19 protein-coding genes are annotated in these 22,322 nt (G+C 33.1%); 13 read left to right on the forward strand and 6 right to left on the reverse strand.

From position 1 onward, the window contains the following. Positions 1-459: 459 nt before the first annotated feature. The 4 genes from F0000_RS11040 to F0000_RS11055 form a co-directional block, all read right to left on the reverse strand. Positions 460-1,614, reverse strand: a complete 1,155-nt coding sequence (locus tag F0000_RS11040; protein WP_149624776.1) for a serine hydrolase domain-containing protein — start codon at positions 1,612-1,614, stop codon at positions 460-462. A gap of 971 nt (positions 1,615-2,585) precedes the next feature. Next, positions 2,586-2,924: a P-II family nitrogen regulator gene (locus F0000_RS11045; RefSeq protein WP_149624777.1), complete on the reverse strand. Its 339-nt coding sequence runs from the start codon at positions 2,922-2,924 to the stop codon at positions 2,586-2,588. A 62-nt stretch (positions 2,925-2,986) separates the two neighbouring features. Next, complete coding sequence (gene crcB / locus F0000_RS11050) at positions 2,987-3,352, reverse strand: fluoride efflux transporter CrcB (RefSeq protein ID WP_149624778.1); 366 nt, start codon at positions 3,350-3,352, stop codon at positions 2,987-2,989. A 181-nt stretch (positions 3,353-3,533) separates the two neighbouring features. Further along, complete coding sequence (locus F0000_RS11055; protein WP_149624779.1) at positions 3,534-4,568, reverse strand: GyrI-like domain-containing protein; 1,035 nt, start codon at positions 4,566-4,568, stop codon at positions 3,534-3,536. A gap of 520 nt (positions 4,569-5,088) precedes the next feature. On the opposite strand from F0000_RS11055, the gene F0000_RS11060 reads away from it, so the two are divergent. The 3 genes from F0000_RS11060 (at position 5,089) to F0000_RS11075 (ending at position 10,095) form a co-directional block, all read left to right on the forward strand. Then, on the forward strand, positions 5,089-7,146 hold the full coding sequence (locus tag F0000_RS11060) for a dihydrofolate reductase (RefSeq protein WP_149624780.1): 2,058 nt from the start codon (positions 5,089-5,091) through the stop codon (positions 7,144-7,146). A gap of 84 nt (positions 7,147-7,230) precedes the next feature. After that, on the forward strand, positions 7,231-9,444 hold the full coding sequence (locus F0000_RS11065; RefSeq protein WP_188112090.1) for a HAMP domain-containing sensor histidine kinase: 2,214 nt from the start codon (positions 7,231-7,233) through the stop codon (positions 9,442-9,444). Between the two features lie 264 nt (positions 9,445-9,708). Beyond that, positions 9,709-10,095 carry a nucleoside triphosphate pyrophosphohydrolase family protein gene (locus F0000_RS11075; RefSeq protein WP_149624783.1) on the forward strand — a complete coding sequence of 129 codons (387 nt, stop codon included), beginning with the start codon at positions 9,709-9,711 and terminating at the stop codon, positions 10,093-10,095. Between the two features lie 349 nt (positions 10,096-10,444). Here F0000_RS11075 and F0000_RS11080 read toward each other — a convergent pair whose 3' ends face one another. Further along, a complete protein-coding gene (locus tag F0000_RS11080) occupies positions 10,445-11,512 on the reverse strand; it encodes a branched-chain amino acid aminotransferase (RefSeq protein WP_149624784.1) in 1,068 nt (355 codons plus the stop codon). Positions 11,513-11,703: 191 nt separating this feature from the next. Here F0000_RS11080 and F0000_RS11085 point away from each other — a divergent pair, with 191 nt between their 5' ends. The 3 genes from F0000_RS11085 (at position 11,704) to F0000_RS11095 (ending at position 13,930) form a co-directional block, all read left to right on the forward strand. Beyond that, entirely contained in the window at positions 11,704-12,210 is a 507-nt protein-coding gene (locus F0000_RS11085; protein WP_149624785.1) for a DUF4920 domain-containing protein, read from the forward strand. Positions 12,211-12,213: 3 nt separating this feature from the next. Beyond that, the gene (gene mnmD / locus F0000_RS11090; RefSeq protein ID WP_149624786.1) at positions 12,214-12,903 is read left to right on the forward strand and encodes a tRNA (5-methylaminomethyl-2-thiouridine)(34)-methyltransferase MnmD; all 690 of its coding nucleotides are present in this window, start codon (positions 12,214-12,216) and stop codon (positions 12,901-12,903) included. Between the two features lie 121 nt (positions 12,904-13,024). Beyond that, a complete protein-coding gene (locus tag F0000_RS11095) occupies positions 13,025-13,930 on the forward strand; it encodes a TIGR01777 family oxidoreductase (protein ID WP_149624787.1) in 906 nt (301 codons plus the stop codon). Between the two features lie 219 nt (positions 13,931-14,149). Here F0000_RS11095 and F0000_RS11100 read toward each other — a convergent pair whose 3' ends face one another. Further along, positions 14,150-14,821 (reverse strand): YceI family protein, encoded by a 672-nt coding sequence (locus F0000_RS11100; RefSeq protein ID WP_149624788.1) that lies wholly within the window; start codon positions 14,819-14,821, stop codon positions 14,150-14,152. Between the two features lie 161 nt (positions 14,822-14,982). On the opposite strand from F0000_RS11100, the gene F0000_RS11105 reads away from it, so the two are divergent. The 7 genes from F0000_RS11105 to F0000_RS11135 all read left to right on the forward strand — a co-directional run bounded on the left by F0000_RS11105 (position 14,983) and on the right by F0000_RS11135 (position 22,282). Continuing rightward, positions 14,983-15,528, forward strand: a complete 546-nt coding sequence (locus F0000_RS11105; RefSeq protein ID WP_149624789.1) for a nucleotide exchange factor GrpE — start codon at positions 14,983-14,985, stop codon at positions 15,526-15,528. Positions 15,529-15,623: 95 nt separating this feature from the next. Next, positions 15,624-16,742, forward strand: a complete 1,119-nt coding sequence (gene dnaJ, locus F0000_RS11110) for a molecular chaperone DnaJ (RefSeq protein WP_149624790.1) — start codon at positions 15,624-15,626, stop codon at positions 16,740-16,742. A 333-nt stretch (positions 16,743-17,075) separates the two neighbouring features. Then, positions 17,076-18,005, forward strand: coding sequence for an ABC transporter ATP-binding protein (locus F0000_RS11115; protein WP_149624791.1), 930 nt, complete (start codon positions 17,076-17,078; stop codon positions 18,003-18,005). Beyond that, the gene (locus tag F0000_RS11120) at positions 17,998-19,296 is read left to right on the forward strand and encodes an ABC transporter permease (RefSeq protein ID WP_149624792.1); all 1,299 of its coding nucleotides are present in this window, start codon (positions 17,998-18,000) and stop codon (positions 19,294-19,296) included. Before F0000_RS11115 ends, F0000_RS11120 begins: the two co-directional genes overlap by 8 nt. Before the next feature lies 1 nt (position 19,297). Next, the gene (locus F0000_RS11125; protein WP_149624793.1) at positions 19,298-20,194 is read left to right on the forward strand and encodes a mechanosensitive ion channel family protein; all 897 of its coding nucleotides are present in this window, start codon (positions 19,298-19,300) and stop codon (positions 20,192-20,194) included. A 25-nt stretch (positions 20,195-20,219) separates the two neighbouring features. Then, positions 20,220-21,119, forward strand: a complete 900-nt coding sequence (locus tag F0000_RS11130; protein ID WP_255452694.1) for a DUF6268 family outer membrane beta-barrel protein — start codon at positions 20,220-20,222, stop codon at positions 21,117-21,119. Then, positions 21,119-22,282: a sigma-54 dependent transcriptional regulator gene (locus F0000_RS11135; RefSeq protein WP_149624794.1), complete on the forward strand. Its 1,164-nt coding sequence runs from the start codon at positions 21,119-21,121 to the stop codon at positions 22,280-22,282. Before F0000_RS11130 ends, F0000_RS11135 begins: the two co-directional genes overlap by 1 nt. Positions 22,283-22,322 lie beyond the last annotated feature (40 nt).

Here is a 22,322-nt window from a genome sequence, read left to right on the forward strand (position 1 = left end):
GTAGCTATAAAACAATAACTTACACAAAATCGAGTTGAAATGAAAAAATAACGATCATTTTTGAAAGTAAAAATATAGCAGAATAGATATAGAATATTTTTAAAAACCAATTAATAGAGGTCCCCTTTACCTTTTCAGGTTTTTGGTTTCTTCGAATTCTGATAAACTTTCACCAATCTTTCTTCAACGTTTGTTTCTGACTCTTTTTAGATAGAAATAATTTTCAAGCTTAGCGCTTATTAGCTATGTTTTATTAACCTGAGTTCGATTATTATGATAGACTATTCAAAACCTTCAATTCGAGTGCTTTGGCAAAGGAAAAGTGTATCGAGAATAGGTTTTTGATCCCAGAATGCTTGTTTTCGATACAAAATTCTTACCAGAATTTTACTCAAACTGACGCATTTCGTATTAATCGAACTCAGGTTGTTAGGACATCCTAATAGTAGCGCATTTATTTTACTTTATACTATCATATATTGCCTTGATCAACCGAGGTGTCCTAGCATCTCCTACAGTATCTGGTCCCATTTGGTTACATACATATCCAATTGCAATTCTATTTTCTCTATCTGCACAACCAAAAGAGCCACCCCAACCACTATGTCCAAATGCTTTTTTGTTTTCTCCATAAAGTTTTAGGTCAAGTGTATTCATTGTTACACCGTGAGCCCAGTCTACAGGAGATCCAATCATAGCATCCAGGCGGGAACTCGCTACGGTAGTCATTTTGTCAATTGTTTGAGATGAAAGGTAATTAAAGCTTTCAGATTTTGCATTTTCGGCAAGAGGATTATATAGTTTTGCAAGTCCTTCAGCATTACTATGTCCATTTAAAGCAGGCATTTCTGCTTCTCGCCATTCTTTTCTATTAGGACTTTCTGCATCTAAAACAGGATTTCCAACAGCAGATGCCAAAAAGTTAGGTAAGGTTATTAAATCAGGTAATTGATGTTGTGTAAGAGGTTTGTATAATGTCGCAACATTTATATGTTCGTTTTCTGGCAGCCCAACAAATACTTTGGCATCTAATGGTTTTGCTATTTCACTTTGTAAAAAATCTCCTACTGTTTTACCCGAAACACGTCTTATAATTTCACCTGCAAGAAACCCTACAGTCCAACCATGGTACGAGGTGAATTCACCAGATTTCCAATATGGCGCTTGACGCGCAAGGCGATCACAGATTAAATCCCAATTCATTAATTCATCCAGTAAAGTAAATTCTCTAAGGCCAGGGTTTCCCGATTGGTGAGACATAATGTGAGAAATCGTAGTATTTTCTTTTCCATTTTGTCCAAATTCTGGCCAATGTTTTGATACTAAATCAGAATAGTTAACCAATCCACGCTCTACTAATAAAGCCATACAAAGTCCAGTTATTCCTTTTGTTGTAGAGTAAAGAGCAATCATTGTGTCTTTTGTCCAGAGCTCAGTTTTTTCTCTATCCTTATAACCAGCCCATAGATCAACAACTTGTTTGCCTTTGTGATAGACAGATAATGATGAGCCTAATTCTTTATAAATATCATCACGATAAAAATTCGATTCATAGGCTTCTATAACACTCTCAAACCCTTTTGCTACTGTTCCAGAAATTTTTATTTTTTCCATTTTTTTGATATAAATTTATTTTTTTAAAAGTTGATTATAACGAACTCATCTTGAGTACTGCTTTGACCTACAAAATTCACATGTTGCACTCTAATTTTGTTTGTTTTTTTAACTATGTCTATGCCGAAAAAAACTTACTTCAGTATAGTACAAAAGCCAAACTTTTCGGTTGAAAACTACTACTCAAGATGAGTTCAACGTCAGTTTGTCTAATAACTTTTTTTTTTAGGTTTTGTTTTTCAAATGTAAGAGATTTATAATTTGACTTTATTTTTTAGTAATTTCATGGCATAAAATGTATAGAAGGAAGTAACCGAAGTCAAACCCATCTTTTCCTATTTCATTAGCAAATTCCATAGCTCCTGATAACGAGGTGTGATTACTTGATTTATTTGTAAATTGTTTAAAGTTATCAGATTGCAGAACATCCATATGGTACCATAAAGGGGTAATGAGGGTTTAATTATATTTTGACCAAAAAATATACAAAAAAAAGCGAGTACAGATATAGGATTGATGTTTGTAACATGCAATCTAATACGATTTGTGATTAAAAAATTCGTATAAATTCATTGAATTATTTTTTCTTTATGCAAGGCAAAAAAATCAAGCATAGCTATAGCTACGGTTTATTTTTTAAACGAAGTAGAAAGGAAAAAGAAACGATGAATATGCGAAATTTTTAGTTATAAATCGTATAAAAAGGTTTTTAATATTTTAGGCAAAAAGAACTAAAAGTGTACTTCAAAAAGGTAACTTCGTATGTATTGGCTATAATAAGTGCAATCACAAGAGAGAAGTAAGGGATTAAAAGGAATCCATATATCTTAACAAATTAATACATATAACTGGTTTTTGAAAAAAGTAAGCTACTCTCGAGTTAATCAAAAATCTCGAAAATAGCTTTGTAATTTTAAACACAATTATAAGATGTCTTTTGTCTGGAAGTATTTTTATAAGTCCAGATACGTTTAGTTAACAGCCTGATTTCCGTGTTCTCCAGTTCGTATTCTATATGTGTTCTGTATGTCAGAAACAAAAACTTTTCCATCACCAACGTCTCCGGTTTTAGCAGAATTAATGATGGCTTGAACCGTTTTTTCTTCAAATTCATCAGTTACCACAACAGATAGGTACCTGCGTTGAATATCAGAAGTACTATAACTAATCCCGCGGTATACATGTCCTTTCTTCTCATTTCCTACTCCCGTAACATCCCAATAGGTAAAAAAATTAACCTCTATCTCATGCAAAGCGTCTTTAACCTCTTTGAACTTTGATTTGCGTATAATTGCTTCTATTTTTTTCATGTGTCTACAAATAAATAACGTATTGTTTTTAATATATTTATATTATGGAGTGTAAAGCATTTTTATTTTACCAACCACATTCCTAAAAATACTAAAAGAAATCCAATTACAAAGGATGCTATAGTATATAGGAAAAAGCTAATAAAATCTCCGGTCTTTAGCAGTATATGGTTTTCATAGGCAAAAGAAGAAAAAGTTGTAAATCCACCACAGAACCCTGTAGCTAGTAATAAAGCGGTATTTTGAGAAACGATCGTATTCTTAAGCGCTAGCCCCAGTATAATTCCGATCATAAAACTACCCAAAAGATTGACAGTAAATGTTCCATAGGGTATACTATACTCTGGATTATTAAGATACTTACTAATAATATATCTTGCAACACTGCCGGTACCACCACCTATAAATACCAATAACAATTGTTTCATGAACTCCTATAATTTATAGTTAAGATCCTTAAATACGTTTTTGTAAATATAGTGTTTTACCAGTGTGTACAATGAAAGGAATGTTAATGAAAATTGCCAATTCGATATATTTCTTTCTGTGTTCAAACTACAAAAATGAAGTGGTTTTGGATAAAAAATAGTATCATACGCACTTAATTAGTTACTTAATAGGTATATATATTTCTGTAATCCACTTGGCGGGATTGGGTTGTTGTTCCGGATCTGTTTTGTATACCTCAAAAGCAGGAGCATCTGATAAAGGTTCTAAACTATTATCAGTAATGTATTTATAGCCGGCTTCCCAGGCTTCTTTTAAGTGAATGTAATCTCCATTTAAGGTAGTTTTGACTACTTTCTGTCTAGGAAGAAAATCACATAGCACATTGCTGTCAATAGGGGTAATAACCTTTTCTCTTACCGGTATCCCTGTAGAATAAATAGCAGTTCCTTGTTCCTCATTAAATTCATTATATATGGTAAAAGGCATGCCAGTCTGCGGGAGATTGTTTTGTCGTATATATGCTTGAACAGCAGGTAGCATTTGAGCCATTTTTTGAGGGATTACGGCTACAGAAGATGCTGTGGCGCTATACATATAAAAACCACCACCATGCTCAGTAATACCATCTACATTGACACTATGTTTCTTCATTTTCTCGTTTACAAAAACATCAAGTTTTTCAAGACCTCTCCGGTACATAGGTCTCAAGTTTTGAGATAAAGTGCTATCTTGCGTCATCCAAAATGCCTTTTCCATAAAACTTTGTTCTCCTTTCATACCCCAGGTAACTTTTGTTTTTTTACCTTCTATTTTTTCGAATTTCCAATATACATCACTAATGCTCTCTCCCATCGGAGTAATAAAAGTGATTTTTTGGTCAATACTGGAAAATGGCGCCGTTTTTATTGTTTTCATAGTTCCGTCTCCCTGTGTTTTACTTTGCCAGCTATAAGAAGCGCCAACTCCCTTCGTTTTTGAAGGGTAACTCATTGTAAGATCCTCGGATTCATCCATCCATGGACCCCATTTTTCCCAAGTCTTGTATTCATTTATAGTACTAAATAATAATTCATCCGGAGCATCAATAACCTTGCTTTCTTCTACCTGAAATTCTCCATCCTTTGTGGCAACATAAACTGCACCTCCAATGACAACAAGTAGTAGAAGAAAAAATAAATATTTGATAATTTTCATGCTTGTTAGTTTAGATTATTTCTTTAGCTAATATAATCAATTTTTAACGGCAGTATTGTATGGTATATTTTTGAAAAACGCAAGTTGCTGGTTTTAAAAGGTTTTGTGCCATTTGTTGTTTAAATTTACTGTAAAAGAAAATTCAAAGGATAAGTCGTATTATATGATTCTTTTGGAATAGAATAGGTGATAGAATTATGAGAGACCATTCCATTTGTTGTCTTGTATTTATGGATCTGCAATCTTTTGTAAGATTTACTGCCTGTATCGATGTAGTATTCGATGATTGTTATAATTATATCGATTTCGTTACATTTGTTAAGTGAACTCATCTTGAGTAGTAGTTTTCAAACGAAAAGTTTGGCTTTTGTATCATAACGAAGTAGATTTTTTTTCAGTACAGCCATAGCTACGTTAAAAAAAGCAACAAAATTAAAGTGCAACCTGTAAATTTTCTAGGTCAAAGCAGTACGCAAGATGAGTTCGATAAGAAATAAACTATAAACTAACTAACAAATATATGAAAATCAATTACATATTAATTTTGATAGCTTTCAGTATATCGGTGATCACTTGTAAGAAAGATCCAGGAAGTAAGGATCAGAGCAATCAGCAGCAGGTAGAAGTCGTAAAAAACACAGTGAAAGAAAAATTTGACCATACTGTTGAACAATTTGCAGATCTTAAAATTTTACGGTATCAGATTCCAGGATGGGAGAACCTTTCATTAAAAGAACAAAAGTTAGTGTATTACCTTACACAGGCAGGATTAAGTGGTAGGGATATTATGTGGGATCAAAACTATCGTTATAATCTTGCGATTCGTAAAGCATTGGAAAACATATACACATCTTACGCTGGTGATAAAACTGATGCGAGCTGGAAAGCCTTTGAGATTTATCTGAAACGCATATGGTTTTCTAATGGGATACATCATCATTATAGTAATGATAAAATAAAACCAGAATTTGACAAAGAATATTTAACTTCTCTACTAAAAGAAACAAAAACTGAATTGAATCAGGAAGCGCTGGCAGTGATTTTTAATGAAGAAGATGCTAAAAAAGTAAATCAGGCAAAAGGAATTGATAATGTAGCCTTATCTGCTGTTAATTTCTATGGTCCGGGAGTTACAAATGCCGATGTTACCTCTTTTTATAGCAAAATGAAATCTCCGGATAAAGACAAACCATTATCATTTGGACTTAATTCTCAATTAGTAAAAGAAAATGGCAAGCTAAAAGAAAGAGTGTATAAGTCCGGAGGGCTATATGGAGCGGCAATTGATGAGATTATCAAGTGGTTAAAAAAAGCGCAGAGTGTAGCCGAAAATAAAGCACAAGGAGATGCTTTGGGATTATTGATACAGTATTATACTACAGGTGATTTACAGACCTGGGATGATTATAATGTGGCCTGGACTGCAGCTACAGATGGTAACATCGATTACATTAATAGTTTTATAGAGGTATATAATGATCCACTGGGGTATAGAGGATCATACGAAACTATTGTACAAATTAAGGATTTTGATATGTCAAAGAAAATGGCAGTATTGTCAGAGAATGCACAGTGGTTTGAGGATAATTCACCTTTAATGGAAGCGCATAAAAAAGATAGTGTAATAGGAGTAACCTACAAAGTAATTACAGTGGCAGGAGAAGCAGGAGATGCTTCACCCAGTACTCCAATTGGTGTGAATCTTCCTAATGCCAATTGGATTAGAGCAGCGGTTGGTTCTAAATCTGTTTCTTTGGGTAATATTATCAACGCCTATAATAATGCTGGAGGTTCTGATCGCCTCAAAGAATTTGTACATGACGAAGAAGAGTATCAATTAGAAGAAGAATATGGTCAGTTAGCTGATAAGCTGCATACCGCACTGCACGAAGTAGTAGGTCATGCTTCAGGTCAATTAAATCCGGGCGTAGGAGAAACTAAAGAAACATTAAAAAATTATGCATCGACCTTGGAAGAAGGACGTGCAGATTTAGTAGGGCTGTACTATTTGATGGATCCAAAATTACAAGAACTTGGACTGGTAACAGATTGGGAAAAAACAGGAAAAGCCGCTTATGACGGATATATCAGGAATGGGTTACTGATGCAGTTAATTCGATTAAAACTGGGAGATGATGTAGAAGAAGCACATATGCGTAATCGTCAGTGGGTGAGTGGTTGGGCTTTTGAGCAAGGAGCCAACGATAATGTAATAGAAAAGATAGTTAAAGAAGGGAAGACGTATTATAATATTAACGATTACCAAAAACTCCGTGAAATCTTTGGGCGTTTACTAAGAGAAACCCAGCGCATTAAATCAGAAGGAGATTACAAAGCTGCTGAAGCATTAGTAGAAGGATATGGCGTAGAGGTAGATCAGGCAATTCATGCAGAGGTGTTAAAACGTAATGAGCAGTTCACTTCTGCTCCATATAGTGGATTTGTGAATCCCGTTTTAGTACCCAAAACAAATGATACTAATGAAATCTCAGGTTTTGAGATATTTCAGCCTAAGACTTTTGAAGAACAAATGCTTTGGTATAGTAAGAACTATAGTTTCTTGCCCGAGGTGAATTAGATAAAAAAAATCAAATGTGATATTAACTTGATGAAAAAAACATTTAAACTTTCAATTTCATTTTGTTTGTTTACTCTTTTTTGTTTGTACGCACAGGATAATTCTGATTGTGAATCATTTTTAGAGCAAATAGACGAGTTAGGTTCTTCTGAAGAAAAACTAAAGAAGACTACTTTTTATTTAGAACAAACACAAGATCTAAATTGTCAATTTCAATTATGGAAAAAAAGAGCAGATATTTTTGAAAGAAAGTTTCTTATAGATTCAGTGAGTTATTCACTAAGTAAAGCTACTCATATTGCAGAGAGTCTTAGTGAAGATGAACTTTATCTGGAGGTAGCGTTATCGAATGTTTATTTTTATGTTAGAGCAAATAAAAATAAACAAGCAATAGAAGTATTAAACCTATGTAGGAAAAAATTAAATAAAAACCTTAAGAGTAAGTATTGGTTGAATTATTACAATAGGTGGGCTTATGTTAAAGATGGAGAAAGAGATTATAAAAGTGCAATCAAATTTGTAGATAGTGGTATTCAGTTAGGAGAAAAATTTAAGCACACAGAACTTTTGCATAAAATATATTTAGAAAAAGTATCATATCACATACGACTATCTCAGTATAAAGAAGCAATTATATCTGTTCAAAAGGCAATATCAATAATCGAAAAACTAGATTCGAAAAAAAGACTAGGATTTGCTTATTTTTTAAAAGGGGTTTGTTACGAGCGACTTAGAGATTTTGGGCAAACAGTCGAAGCTCTGGAAGCTTCTATTACAACTGCATCAAAATATAATGATCTTGAAACTTTAGCTCGTTCTTACTCAAGGCTTAGCATATCATTAGGACACCTAAAAGAAAATGATAGAGCTCTAGAGGTGTTGGACTCTACAATTTCCATTTCAAAAAGAACAGGAGATTATTCTGGACTTGCCCTTGGTTATTCTGATAAGGGATTTATTTTACTAAATAATATAGAAGATTATAAAGAGGCTGAAAAAGCTTTTTTAAGATCCAATACTATCTTCGAAACAGAAGAAGTAAGCCAACGGACTAAAGATATCACGTCTGTGACAAACCTTGGAGGGCTTGTTATGTTAAGTGAAAAGAAAAAGGATTATGCAAAAATGCTGAGATATCTTAAACAATACGAAGATGGAGTAGATAATTTGAATTTACTTGTAAATAAAAAGACTTTAGCGCGTTTTTATATGCAATACAATGAAGGTATAGGTGATTTTAAGAAGGCATTAAAATATCAGAGAAAAGCTACTAAGATTGCAGATTCAATAGCCAACAAACAAGTACGTGTAGATGTTGCCGATTTAGAAAAAAAATATGAAATACAAAAAAAAGAAATAGAAGTATTAAAGCTCAATGAAGAATCCCAAAAACAAAAGATTAGGACTCAGAAAGCAGAAACCAAACAGCTCATCTATTTAGGAATTGCATTATTTTGTGTGTTACTTTTGTTAATAAGTGTTTGGGCGTATATAAAAATACGAAAACAACAAAAAGCACTGACTTTTGCACATAAACAATTAAAAGAAAGCCATGAAGAAGTCGCTTCTACTAATAGAGTAAAAGATCGTTTGTTTTCTGTAATATCTCATGATATGCGTAACATGCTGATTCCATTTCAGAGGGGAGGGAAAATATTAAAATATTATATAGATAAAAAAGAATATGAGAAGGTGACAGAGCTCTCTCATAAATTACAAGAAAATTCCTTAAACCTGTCTAATTTATTAGATAACCTATTAAATTGGTCTTTGGAGCAAATGAATGGGTACACTATTAAAGTAGAAAGTATTATGATTACAGAAGAATTAAAAGAGATAAAGAATGCCTTTCTACCTTATGCCAAAGAAAAGAATACTGCGATTAATATAGTAGGAGGATCAGAAATAACAGGAGTATTTGATAAAGGAGCATTTCATATCATTTTTCGTAATCTTATTGGAAATGCTCTAAAATATACCGAAAATGGAACGATTACGATCAAGTTTTCTGAGCAAGATGAAACGATTATGTATGAAGTTTTGGATACAGGTATTGGGATGTCACAGGATCAACTAGATAATCTCTTTAAACTGAAAAAAAATAAAACTGAAGGAACCAAAGGTGAAAAAGGTACAGGAATAGGTCTTAATTTAGTATATCGATTTGTGGAACTGAATAAAGGAAATATTAAGGTTTCTTCTGAAATGAATATTGGAAGTAAGTTTGAACTTCATTTTCCGAAAGTCATCATAACTGATGAATCGACTTCTGAAACGACCATAAATTTGTCTGTTTAAATATTCTATAAAACTTAGTCAGCAGGTCGTAAGTATATTTTTAATAAAAAAAGGAATACAATAAAGATGATAAAACCTATAAGAATAAAAACGCTGCCTTTGTAATATTTGCGATGTAACTGGATGTCCTTGCGATAGCTAAATATCATTAAAACGATAAATGCAACGACAAAAGCAGCAGCAAATATTAACTGACCTGTACTAAACATATTTTACTATTTTTACGACAAAGATAAGAACTGGTATTAAATAAATAATAGTTAGATGAAAGATAAAATTGCAGCCGTACAGGAGTTTCATACTGCCTTTGAGATTGGGTATAAAAATGAACCTGTAGCGGATTTGGGAGAAGCTAAAAACATACTTCGCTTTAATTTAATGAAAGAAGAAAACGAAGAATATCTTGAAGCAGCTCAGAATAATGATGCGGTAGAAGTAGCAGATGCACTGGGAGATATGTTATACATTTTATGTGGTACCATTATAGAACATGGAATGCAGCATAAAATAGAAGAAGTATTTAATGAGATCCAGCGCAGTAATATGAGCAAACTGGGAGCTGATGGAAAACCAATTTATCGCGAAGACGGTAAGGTGTTGAAGGGGCCAAACTATTTTAAACCTAATATCAAAGAGATTTTAGATCGGTAAAGATATACTATCATTTCTGATTAAAAATTACCAATTAAAATTTACTCGATAATCGAGATTTAAATGCCCCGAGGCAGTTTATCCTTTTTCGTTGATATTGAAACTAAGGTGAGAAAGATATTTTATTCTAAATAAATTCAAAAGAATAAAAGGCATCAGCATTTGGTTGCACAAACACCGTAAAATTAAGTAACTTTTGGAAATAAAATGTAAAAAAATAGTATCGAGATTCAGTTTTTTTAGTCAAAAAACCAATGTTTTCGATACTATTTTCTTTTATCAAATTTCTTCTGGATTGATACGATTTCCGCATCAAATCCGAATTAATTTCCTTAGATCACGCTATTAATTATACTTTTACTCTCCATCCAAAAGGATCTTCAGCTTTATTATATTGAATATTCATTAGAGCATTCTTAAAATGGGATGCATAAGAGTTTTCTTGTTTTTCTATTTCGTAGTTCTTGCCTTTATACCCAAAGGATTTGATAGGGCTTACTACGGCAGCAGTTCCTGCACCAAATATTTCTTTTAGACTACCATTTTTTGCAGCCTCAACTATTTCATCAACTTTTACGGGTCTTACATCTACATTGATGCCTTGTTTTTCTGCAAGAGCAATCAGGCTTTTTCGAGTAATTCCGTCAAGTATTCTATCACTGGTAGGAGCAGTAAGAAGGGTGTCATTTACTCTGAAGAAAACATTCATAGTTCCAGCTTCCTCCATATATTCGTGAGTTTCAGCATCTGTCCATATAATTTGTTGATATCCCTTTTCTTTAGCAAGTTTTGTAGGGTAAAATTGTCCGGCATAATTACCAGCAGCTTTTGCATATCCAAATCCTCCGCTGGCAGAACGGCTAAACTTTTCTGCAACTAATACATTTACATCTCCACTATAATATGACTGTGCTGGAGAGCATATAATCATAAATCGATACTCATCGGCCTCTGAGGCAGAAACACTAGGTTGGGTGGCGATTACAAATGGTCTTATGTACAGCGAATTACCAAAACCAGATTTTGTCCATTCGTCATCTAATTTTAATAGTGTATGTAACCCTTCAAAAAAGTAAGATTCCGGGAACTCAGGCATTGCTAATCTTTCTGCAGATTTATTAATACGCCTAAAGTTTTCGTCAGGTCTGAACAAAAAAGTGTTTCCCTGATCATCTTTGTATGCTTTCATACCTTCAAAAACGGCTTGTCCATAATGAAAAACTCTCGCAGAAGGATCTAATGTTAATGGACCATAAGGGACTATTTTTGGAGTTTGCCACTCACCATTGACATAATCACAGACAAACATATGATCTGTAAAAATTTTACCAAAGTTTAAATTTTTAAAATCTACCTCTCCAATTTTGGATGTACTTACTTTAGTGATTTCAATAGTCCGTGGAACTGCATTTCTCATCCGTTACTCATTTAAAAGTTTATGAAAATTTATAGTATTAACTATATGTACAATTTATTAAGTCTGAAAACTAATTATATTCTTACAAGCGTTAATTCTATGTCGATGTTTAAACAAAAATACCCTTTTCTTATAAATTAAGAATTTTAAAAATGTTTAATTTTGTTCTACATCATTAATTATAATGTATTATGAAGAAAAATATACTTTTTTTTGCAGGATTGATAAGTATTATAAGTTGTAAAACTACCGATAAGGAAAAATCTTTTTTTTCTGTAAAGGATATCTCAGCTAAAGAGTACACTAATTTTGGCGGTACCGTTTCGTCTGACAAGATCCTTTATAAGGAAGCAATAATAGAACAATATCAGGATTTGGGTGAAGGAGATACGATTGATATTGCTTTTTCCAGTACTGTTAATAATGTATGTAAAGCAAAAGGGTGCTGGATGAAGGTTGCTTTGGGTAATGAAAAGGAAACTACAATAAAGTTTAAAGATTATGCTTTTTTTGTACCCAAAGATATCGAAAACGATACGGTTATTGTTCAGGGAAAAGCATATGTGTCAGAAACTTCTATAGAAGAATTAAGGCATTTGGCAAGTGATGCCGGTAAATCAGAAACCGAAATTGCAGCAATTACTTCTCCGAAAAAAACGTATTCTTTTATGGCAGATGGAGTATTAATCAAAGAATAGATAATGCAAGAAGGATTAAAACGAGAGATAATTACAACATCAGATGGTTCTACAACAATCCATTTTCCTGATTTAGATGAACACTACCACTCTAAACACGGAGCTATTAACGAAGCCAAACATGTCTTTATTAAGCATGGTTTTGACTATATTTTAGACTCAAAAAAAAATTTAGATCTCGCTATTCTTGAGATTGGTTTTGGCACTGGATTAAATGCTTTTATTAGCTGTTTAGAAGCTCAGAGGGTAAATCAAAAGGTTAATTATGTTGGGGTGGAGGCATATCCTGTGCAAACCGAGGAAATAAAAAAACTTAACTACATTGAGGTATTGGGAGAGCAGAAACATCAAGAATTATTTGATCTGATGCATGGATCTTCCTGGGAAACAATGAATATTATCTCTTCTCTGTTTTCGTTAACAAAAAAGAAACAGTTTTTTGAGGATATAGAGGACAAGAATTGCTTTAATTTAATTTATTTTGATGCGTTTGGTGCTAGAGTTCAACCAGAATTATGGGGAGTCACTATATTTAAGAAAATGTATGAGGCGCTTGAAAACGGAGGAGTTTTGGTTACATATGCGGCAAAAGGAAGTGTGAGAAGAGCCATGCAAGAAGTTGGTTTTGTGGTGGAACGACTTCCTGGGCCTCCAGGAAAACGGGAAATGTTAAGAGCTACAAAAAATATATAAAAATACAATTACAAAGGTTTTATGTTGTTTAATAACGCAAGTCAGAAAAGATTGTTAAACCTATAATAAAGGCATAGGTTATATTGATAGCTGGTATTACTTTGCAATAAATAATTCATTTATGAGGGTTTTAATTACTGGAGCTACGGGTCTTGTAGGACAGGAAATTACAAGAGTGTGTCACCAGTCTAATATTAATGTAAATTATCTTACAACGAATAGAGACAAAATTAAGATAGAAGAAAATTACAAAGGTTTTTTTTGGAACCCTGGTTCTGGAGAAATTGATTTGGATTGTTTTGAAGAAGTAGAGGTAATTATACATCTTGCAGGAGCGTCTATTGCCAAACGGTGGACAAAGAAATATAAAAAAGAAATTATTGATAGTAGAGTATTGACTACGGCACTCATTTTAGAATCATTAAAAACGATACAACACACAGTAAGACACATTGTATCAGCAAGTGCTGTCGGGATTTATCCAGATTCTTTTCAGAAGTATTATATGGAAGATGCAGAAGAAAAAAGCACTGATTTTCTGGGAGAAGTAGTGAAGCAGTGGGAAGCCGCAGTTATGGAATTTAAAAACCATCAAATAGAGGTGAGTTTGCTAAGAATAGGATTAGTTCTCGCATCGTCTGGAGGAGCATTTCCTAAAATTTCAAAACCTGTTAAACAAGGTTTGGGAGCTGTTTTTGGTAATGGAAAACAGTGGCAGAGTTGGATACATCTGGAAGACCTTGCCCTTTTATTTATGTTTGTTGTAGAGGAAGAGTTAAAAGGTGTTTTTAATGCGGTAGCTCCTAATCCTGTTTCTAATAAAAAGCTTACTCATATTATTGCGACTAAAGTAGGTAAAAAAATAGTATTACCTAATGTTCCAAAATTTGTAATGCGTCTTATTTTAGGCGAAATGCATATGTTATTATTTTCCAGTCAAAGGGTGTGTAGTAACAAGACTCGGGAAGCAGGTTTTTATTTTAACTATGATAATGTGACTACTGCAGTAGATAGTCTTATAGAATAATTCAGTCATACCTTTTTTTATATTTGAAGATTTTGTTTCGTATTAAAAGACTATTATACTTGATTTTTTAAAACGAAATGTATGTGAATTTCAACTATTTTTTCGGGAATAGAAACGTTAGGATCAACTATAAACCCTATCAAAGTTTTTACGCCTCTGACAGGGATATACGATGTAATATATAGTTGAGATACTAATTAGTATTTAAGTTTCTGGTTATTAAGCTTTTTTAGCTTTTAAACTTATTTTTAATTCGATATCATCATTAATAAATTTATCCCCAATATCAGTAAAGACTGATTTTGAAGCATAATTTACTCCCCATTCAGTACGATTGACAGTAAAAACTTCTGTAGTAAGACTCATTGTATCGCCCTCTGTAGTAGTTATGGCCGGAAAAGATATGTTTTTCTTAATTCCTTTTATGGTTAGATTACCTTCTATAAATGTTTTTCCCTCTTTTTCAGAAATACCTGTTAGATCAAAAGAAGCACTAGGGAATTTTGATACATTAAAAAAATGATCCTGGCTCTCATCGGTAGCACCTTTGAGATGACCTTCAAGACTTGCTTTTTCATCGCCTTCAAGATCTGTTACCGTAATAGATGTCATATCGATTATGAAAGAACCACTCTGAATTTTTCCATCCTGTGTTTGTATTTTTCCTTTAGAAATATTTACAGTGCCATTATGCTTTCCAACTGGTTTTTTACCTGTCCATTCTACAATGCTTGATGCACTGTCTACAATATAAGATACAGCAACTGCGGGTGCTTCTGTAATTTGCTTAGCATCAGAAGCTTCGGTTTCATTCTTTTTCTCTCCTTTGCAGGACTGAAAAATTGTAAAAAGTAAGATAATAGCTAATAGGTTGATTGATTTAATTTTCATAATATCATTTGTTTTATATGTTTAAAAATCGAAATTATTTTTTTAGAAAATGAATACTCTTAATTATATCCTAAAATATTCCAGTGACATTATGACATTAATTCAAAAATGGCAGTACTTTTGCATCTCCAAAAAATAAACTTAAAAAAGATACTTGTTACATGAGCAAGAAAAATAAAAACAACGAAGATGTAAAGGATCAGGTAGAAGAGGTACTTGACGCTCCTATAGAAGAAAGTGAAACAACAGAAGAGGTTGATATAGAAACACAACTTAGAGAAGATCTTGAAAAAGAAAAAGATAAGTTTTTAAGGCTTTTTGCTGAATTTGAAAATTATAAAAAACGTACTTCTAAGGAACGAATAGAATTGTTTAAAACTGCTGGTCAGGATATAGTGCAGTCTATGTTGCCCGTACTTGATGATTTTGATCGTGCAAAAAAAGAGATTAATAAATCAGAAGACAAAGAGCTGATCAAAGGCATAGAGTTAATCCATAATAAATTAAAGGAAACTTTAAAAAATAAAGGATTATCTGAGGTCGTAGTTGAAGCCGGAGAGGTATTTAATGCCGATAATCATGAAGCAATAACTCAGATCCCTGCACCAAGTGATGATCTAAAAGGTAAAATTGTAGATGTCATAGAAAAAGGATACAAATTAGGAGATAAAATAATTCGTTTCCCTAAAGTAGTAACCGGGCAATAAAAAAACGAAAAACGTGTCATAACAATTAAGAGAATAATAGCTTAAGGGATATAATGACAATTCCATCTGACCTGTAAAGGCATTAAAATAAAAAGATGAAAGAAGATTTTTATGATATTTTAGGTATTAGCAAAGGAGCTACAGAATCTGAAATTAAAAAAGCATACCGTAAAAAAGCGATAGAGTATCATCCTGATAAAAACCCTGGAGATGCTTCAGCAGAAGAGAAGTTTAAGAAAGCTGCAGAAGCTTATGAGGTATTAAGTGATCCTGATAAGAAAGCGCGTTATGATCAATATGGACATCAGGCATTCGAAGGTGCCGGAGGTTTCGGTGGTGGTTTTAGCGGCGGTGGCATGAATATGGATGACATATTCAGTCAGTTTGGAGATATCTTTGGCGGTAGTGGTTTCGGTGGTTTTGGCGGCGGTGGCACAAGACAACGTCGTGCAAAAGGCAGTAATCTGCGTATTCGTGTGAAACTTACACTGGAAGAAATTGCTAACGGAGTAGAAAAGAAAATCAAAGTAAAGCGTAAAATCCAGGCAGCAGGAACAACATATAAGACATGTAGTACTTGTAATGGTAGTGGTCAAATGACCAGAATCACCAATACAATCCTGGGCAGAATGCAAACAGCTACTACCTGCTCTACTTGTGGAGGAGCAGGACAAAGTATTGATAAGAAACCTGCAGGTGCTGATGCACAAGGGCTGGAAGTATCAGAAGAAACGGTAAGTATAAAAATACCTGCAGGTGTAGAAGATGGAATGCAGCTTAAGGTTACCGGAAAAGGAAACGAAGCTCCGGGGAATAGTGTACCTGGTGATCTTCTTGTTGCAATAGAAGAATTAGATCATCCAGATTTACAAAGAGAAGGAGATAATTTACACTACGATTTATATATTAGTTTTTCTGAAGCAGCACTGGGAGCATCCAGAGAGATTGATACAGTATCAGGAAAAGTTCGTATAAAAATAGAAGAAGGAGTACAGAGCGGAAAAATTCTTAGACTAAGAGGAAAAGGAATTCCAAGTATTAATGGATATGGCAAAGGAGATCTTTTAGTTCACGTGAATGTATGGACACCAAAGACCCTAAACAGGGAACAAAGAGAGTTTTTTGAGAAAATGGCTAAGGATGATCATTTTAAGCCTAGTCCTGATAGTAGAGATAAATCGTTCTTCGAAAAAGTGAAGGATATGTTTTCTTAAAAAATACAAGATATCTTTTTTACTATTACGAATCATGTAAAGTAATTAACTTATGATTAAGAAAAATTCGTATATTTGAAACATCACTAGCGCATTTAGTGATAATTTTTCTTTTTCATAGCAATTTTTTTCCCATCCTTAATACTTGTATTTAGGGTGGGTTTTGTTTTTTAAAAGAATTTCAAGGATATGGTCTTCTATAAAGTGTTTTTGAAGCAATACACCTGATCTAATGCTTCTCAAATAAAAGAGATTAAGAGTTGTCGTTTTATTAAAATTTTTAACTTAATTAGCAATAAATTTTAAATTTTTCAATTAACCTGTTTTTTTTATATGACTAATCTTTTAAGGGTGGAGAATGCAACAAAGCATTTTGGAAGTTTTATAGCTCTCAATAATGTTTCGATAGAAGTTCCTGACGGAAGTATTTTTGGATTATTAGGGCCGAATGGTGCTGGTAAAACTACATTAATCAGGATCATCAATCAAATAACATTACCAGATACAGGCACTGTTTTTTTAGACGGAGCACCTTTGCAACCGCACCACATTAAAGATATAGGTTATCTGCCAGAAGAAAGAGGTTTATATAAATCGATGAAAGTTGGTGAACAGGCTCTATATTTGGCTCAATTAAAGGGATTGACTAAACAAGAAGCTAAAGAACGATTAAAATATTGGTTTGATAAATTTGATATTTCTCACTGGTGGGATAAAAAAATACAGGAACTTTCTAAAGGGATGGCTCAGAAAGTACAGTTTATAGTAACCGTACTTCATAGACCGAAACTTTTAATTTTTGATGAACCGTTTAGTGGATTCGATCCAATAAATGCTACTATTATCAAGGATGAGATTCTTCAATTAAGAGACGAAGGAGCTACTGTCATTTTTTCTACACATCGCATGGAAAGTGTAGAAGAATTATGCGATCATATAGCTTTGATCAATAAATCTAATAAAATATTGGAAGGAAAAGTTTCTGATATAAAAAGAGAACATAAATCAAATACATTTGAAGTTGGAATATTGTCAGATGACCATAGGTTGTTGTTGGATGATTTAAAGGATAGATTTATGGTCGAACCAGCAAATTTCAAAACGATTGATGATCAATTAAAATTGAAAATATCGTTAGATAAGCATGCTTCTACAAATGATTTATTAATGTATTTAACAGGGAAAGGACAGGTTTTGCGTTTCAATGAGGTGATACCTAGTGTAAACGAAATATTCATTAAAACTATTAACGATAATGAGTAATTTACAATTAATTATTAAGAGAGAGTTTATTGCCCGTATTCGTAACAAAACCTTCGTTATAATGACCTTTTTGAGCCCCTTAATTGGGATTGGTATGATGGGATTAGTTGGCTGGTTGGCTACTATGAGTAATGATGACATTAAACAAATAGCCTTTTATGATGAGACTGGACTTTTTATTTCTGATCTTTATGATACCTCAGAGATAGATTATATTGATTATAGTAGTTTTAATCTGGAAGAAGCAAAAGATTCTGTTGTGTCCAAAAAACTATATGGGCTATTATATATACCCAAAAAACAATCTAATAGAGATCTGGCGGCATCCATTCAGTTTTATGCAGATGAGTCTCCTAGTCTCCCGATACTTAATGGTATTGAAAGAATAATAAGTAATAAGTTAACAAAACAAAATTATAAGACAAAAGGATTGGATCTCTCTACAATTGAAGATTCCAGAGCACAGGTGAATATACAGATAGAGAATTTCTCTGGCGAAAAGACATCCAAAATGTCTAATTATATAAAAATGGGTTTTGGAGCCGCGATGGGATATTTTCTGATGATGTTTATTATTATCTATGGAAATATGGTTATGCGATCAGTTATAGAAGAAAAAACAAACCGCATTATTGAGATTATAATTTCTTCAGTAAAACCTATGCAATTGATGATGGGGAAAATATTGGGAACTTCTTTTGCCGGAATTCTTCAGTTTTTCATATGGTTATTTCTAGGAGGTGTGCTTCTGGTGATTACGAATAGTGTTTTTGGAATTTCTCCTCAGCCAGTTGGAGTTGATACTTCTATGGTATTACAAGAAGGGAATCAACAAGAGATCCAGTTGATATTGCAAGATATTAGTAAACTACCTTTGCTAATGATTGTATTTTCGTTTTTTATATATTTTATAGGAGGATACTTCTTGTATAGTTCTATTTATGCAGCGATAGGAGCTGCCGTAGATAGCGAAACAGATTCTCAACAATTCATGATGCCTATAATATTAATATTAATGTTAGGTGTATATGTAGGCTTTTTTGCAGTGATAGAAAATCCACATGGAACGGTTTCTACAGTGTTTTCTATGATACCTCTTACTTCTCCTATAGTGATGCTAATGAGAATACCGTTTGGAGTGCCATGGTGGCAGATTTCCATTTCAATCATCCTACTTGTAATAAATATTATATTTATGGTATGGCTCGCTGGTAAGATATATAGAATTGGTATATTGATGTACGGTAAAAAACCAAGCTATAAAGAATTGTTTAAGTGGCTTAAATATTAACATGACTCAGGAAGAGATTACAGAACAGGTAAAAGAGGTGATTCAAGAAAATGTTTGGGGTACAATCAAACATTTTTTGGAGTATGAAATTTTTCATTTTGGGTCAGATGAACATCCAATAGTTCTTACAGTTGGACTCCTGATATTTGTAGTTTTTATTTTATTCTTTACATCTTTTTTTCTTAAAACGATAAAAAAAATAGTAAACAGAAAGCTTAGAAATGAAGATAAATTAAAGTTTGCATCCATATTTTCATTTTCTAAATATTTTATCCACATTATTGTTGTATTAATTACTTTGGATAGCATAGGATTTAATATTACAGCAATTTTTGCAGCGTCTGCGGCTTTATTAGTAGGAGTAGGTTTGGCTTTGCAAACACTGATCCAGGATATAATTTCAGGAATTTTTATCTTCATAGATCAGACCGTACACGTAGGTGATATTATAGAACTTGAGGGTAAAATAGGTAGAATAGAAGAGATTAAATTAAGGACTACCAGAGCGGTGACCATTGACAATAAAGTATTGATTATTCCGAATCATAAATATTTGACATCCACTTTATATAACTGGACACAAAATGGATCTGTTACCAGAGAATCTATACAGATAGGTGTAGCATATGGTAGTGATACCAAATTGGTTAAGGAGTTGTTGATGGAGGTGGCATTAGCTAATAACAAAGTCATGAAAACTCCTGAGCCTCTTGTATTGTTTACAGATTTTGGAGATAGTGCATTGCATTTTAAATTGATATTTACTATGAATGATAGTTTTCAAGCATCTATTCCTAAGAGCGAAATAAGGTTTGAGATTGATCGTTTGTTCAAGGAGCATAACATTAGTATTCCATTTCCACAGAGAGAAATTACAATTGTTAAGCAAAAAGAGTAAATTAGTATGCCCCAAGATGTGAGATATGAATTATAAAAGTCTGATAGTTATTTGTGTCTTGTATAGCTGTATTTCTAATACAATTAGATGTCAGGATACTAATTTGGCAAGGATAGAATATACATATCTTCCGCAATCAAAAAGTGATAATTTATACAACCGTTTTAGATTTTCTGGAAATTACCCTATCAAAATGGATGATAAAGGGACTTATTTGGTGCTATCTTTTGAATATCGTTTTAATAATCTGAATATAGAAGATGAAACAATTTTTGACAAAAAAGATGTAGGAGATTTTCAGACTTTTGGTTTTGAGTTGGGGTACACTTTTAAAATGCAAAATAATTGGAGGTTTGGTGCAAAATTGGGGACGCGATTATCATCAAATTTAGAAGGAAGCGGAATAGAAAGTGATGATTTCAGGTATACTGGTTCTGTATTTTTTGTAAAAAGTTATGGGGATAAAAATGCTCCCAAAATGGCACGACTTATTGTGGGACTAAGATATACTACTCCCGCAAGCCTTAATTTTCCCCTGCCAATTATTAATTATTCAAAGAGGTTTCATCCCAGTTGGTCTTATGCCGTTGGGACGCCCAAAACAAGTATTAAATATTTTTTTAGCGAAAAAAATACACTACAAGCATTTGTGGGATTGGATCGATTTTATGGTAATATTCAGGATAACAGAGTGTTTGTAGATACTAATGGAGAGACAAAAGTGGCAGAGAATGCCTCTATGCTAATCATTAATAGTGCACTGGGATATGAGTACTATTTTACGCAACACTTATTGTGGTTTGGGTATGCAGGATATACATTGAGTAATGAGATTCGTTTACGCGATGGTAATCAGGAAAACGTATTAACAATTAATGATAGAAATACATTTTATTTTAGAAGTGGAATTAAACTAAAGTTATAATGGCAAAAATATTGGTTATAGAAGACGAGGCTGCAATCAGGAGAGTTCTTATAAAAATACTATCAGAAGAAAATGATAAGTATGAAGTATCTGAGGCAGAAGATGGATTAGTAGGTATCGAAAAAATCAAAGCAGATGATTATGATTTGGTATTATGTGATATCAAAATGCCTAAAATGGATGGAGTAGAGGTATTAGAAGCTGTTAAGAAAATCAAACCGGAGATTCCTATGATTATGATTTCTGGTCATGGAGATTTAGATACGGCAGTAAATACAATGCGATTAGGAGCCTTTGATTATATTTCTAAACCCCCAGACCTGAATCGGTTATTGAACACAGTTCGTAATGCACTGGATCGAAAAGAATTGGTAGTAGAGAATAAGATGCTTAAAAAGAAAGTGTCCAAAAACTATGAAATGATCGGTGAATCTCCTGCAATTTCTGATATAAAAGAAATGATAGAAAAAGTAGCAGCAACAGATGCTCGCGTATTTATTACAGGCCCTAATGGAACAGGTAAGGAATTAGTAGCGCACTGGATTCATCAAAAAAGTGAACGCTCAAAGGGACCAATGATTGAAGTAAACTGTGCTGCAATCCCTGGAGAATTAATAGAAAGTGAACTTTTTGGTCATGTAAAAGGAGCCTTTACCTCAGCTAATAAAGACCGTGCGGGTAAGTTTGAAGCAGCTAATGGAGGAACTATATTTCTGGATGAAATAGGAGATATGAGTCTTTCGGCTCAGGCCAAAGTATTAAGAGCTTTGCAGGAAAATAAGATACAACGTGTAGGTAATGATAAAGATATTAAAGTGGATGTTCGTGTAATTGCGGCAACTAATAAAGACCTTAAAAAAGAAATAGCTGACAATAAATTCAGAGAAGATCTATATCACAGACTCGCTGTTATTTTGATCAAAGTTCCTGCCCTGAATGACAGGAGAGAGGACATCCCATTATTAGTAGATTATTTTACAAAAAAGATAACAAGCGAACAAGGATCTCCAACAAAGACATTTTCAGAAAAAGCAATAAAGCAGTTACAGCAATATGATTGGACAGGAAATATAAGAGAATTGCGTAATGTTGTAGAGAGGTTAATTATTCTTGGAGGCAAAGAAGTAAGCGAGGAGGATGTTAAACTTTTTGCAGCCAAGTAAGTAGAATTCTTATCTTGCGACTTACAGACAATGTATTTTT

The organism is Aquimarina sp. RZ0, from assembly GCF_008370685.1.
In the GTDB taxonomy this organism is placed as follows: Bacteria; Bacteroidota; Bacteroidia; order Flavobacteriales; family Flavobacteriaceae; genus Aquimarina.

Bases quoted from the DNA above. Each gene is read 5' to 3' on its own strand.
- F0000_RS11040 (WP_149624776.1), bottom strand. From the start codon at position 1,614: ATGGAAAAAATAAAAATTTCTGGAACAGTAGCAAAAGGGTTTGAGAGT.
- F0000_RS11045 (WP_149624777.1), bottom strand. From the start codon at position 2,924: ATGAAAAAAATAGAAGCAATTATACGCAAATCAAAGTTCAAAGAGGTT.
- crcB (WP_149624778.1), bottom strand. From the start codon at position 3,352: ATGAAACAATTGTTATTGGTATTTATAGGTGGTGGTACCGGCAGTGTT.
- F0000_RS11055 (WP_149624779.1), bottom strand. From the start codon at position 4,568: ATGAAAATTATCAAATATTTATTTTTTCTTCTACTACTTGTTGTCATT.
- F0000_RS11060 (WP_149624780.1), top strand. From the start codon at position 5,089: ATGAAAATCAATTACATATTAATTTTGATAGCTTTCAGTATATCGGTG.
- F0000_RS11075 (WP_149624783.1), top strand. From the start codon at position 9,709: ATGAAAGATAAAATTGCAGCCGTACAGGAGTTTCATACTGCCTTTGAG.
- F0000_RS11080 (WP_149624784.1), bottom strand. From the start codon at position 11,512: ATGAGAAATGCAGTTCCACGGACTATTGAAATCACTAAAGTAAGTACA.
- F0000_RS11085 (WP_149624785.1), top strand. From the start codon at position 11,704: ATGAAGAAAAATATACTTTTTTTTGCAGGATTGATAAGTATTATAAGT.
- mnmD (WP_149624786.1), top strand. From the start codon at position 12,214: ATGCAAGAAGGATTAAAACGAGAGATAATTACAACATCAGATGGTTCT.
- F0000_RS11095 (WP_149624787.1), top strand. From the start codon at position 13,025: ATGAGGGTTTTAATTACTGGAGCTACGGGTCTTGTAGGACAGGAAATT.
- F0000_RS11100 (WP_149624788.1), bottom strand. From the start codon at position 14,821: ATGAAAATTAAATCAATCAACCTATTAGCTATTATCTTACTTTTTACA.
- F0000_RS11105 (WP_149624789.1), top strand. From the start codon at position 14,983: ATGAGCAAGAAAAATAAAAACAACGAAGATGTAAAGGATCAGGTAGAA.
- dnaJ (WP_149624790.1), top strand. From the start codon at position 15,624: ATGAAAGAAGATTTTTATGATATTTTAGGTATTAGCAAAGGAGCTACA.
- F0000_RS11115 (WP_149624791.1), top strand. From the start codon at position 17,076: ATGACTAATCTTTTAAGGGTGGAGAATGCAACAAAGCATTTTGGAAGT.
- F0000_RS11120 (WP_149624792.1), top strand. From the start codon at position 17,998: ATGAGTAATTTACAATTAATTATTAAGAGAGAGTTTATTGCCCGTATT.
- F0000_RS11125 (WP_149624793.1), top strand. From the start codon at position 19,298: ATGACTCAGGAAGAGATTACAGAACAGGTAAAAGAGGTGATTCAAGAA.
- F0000_RS11130 (WP_255452694.1), top strand. From the start codon at position 20,220: ATGAATTATAAAAGTCTGATAGTTATTTGTGTCTTGTATAGCTGTATT.
- F0000_RS11135 (WP_149624794.1), top strand. From the start codon at position 21,119: ATGGCAAAAATATTGGTTATAGAAGACGAGGCTGCAATCAGGAGAGTT.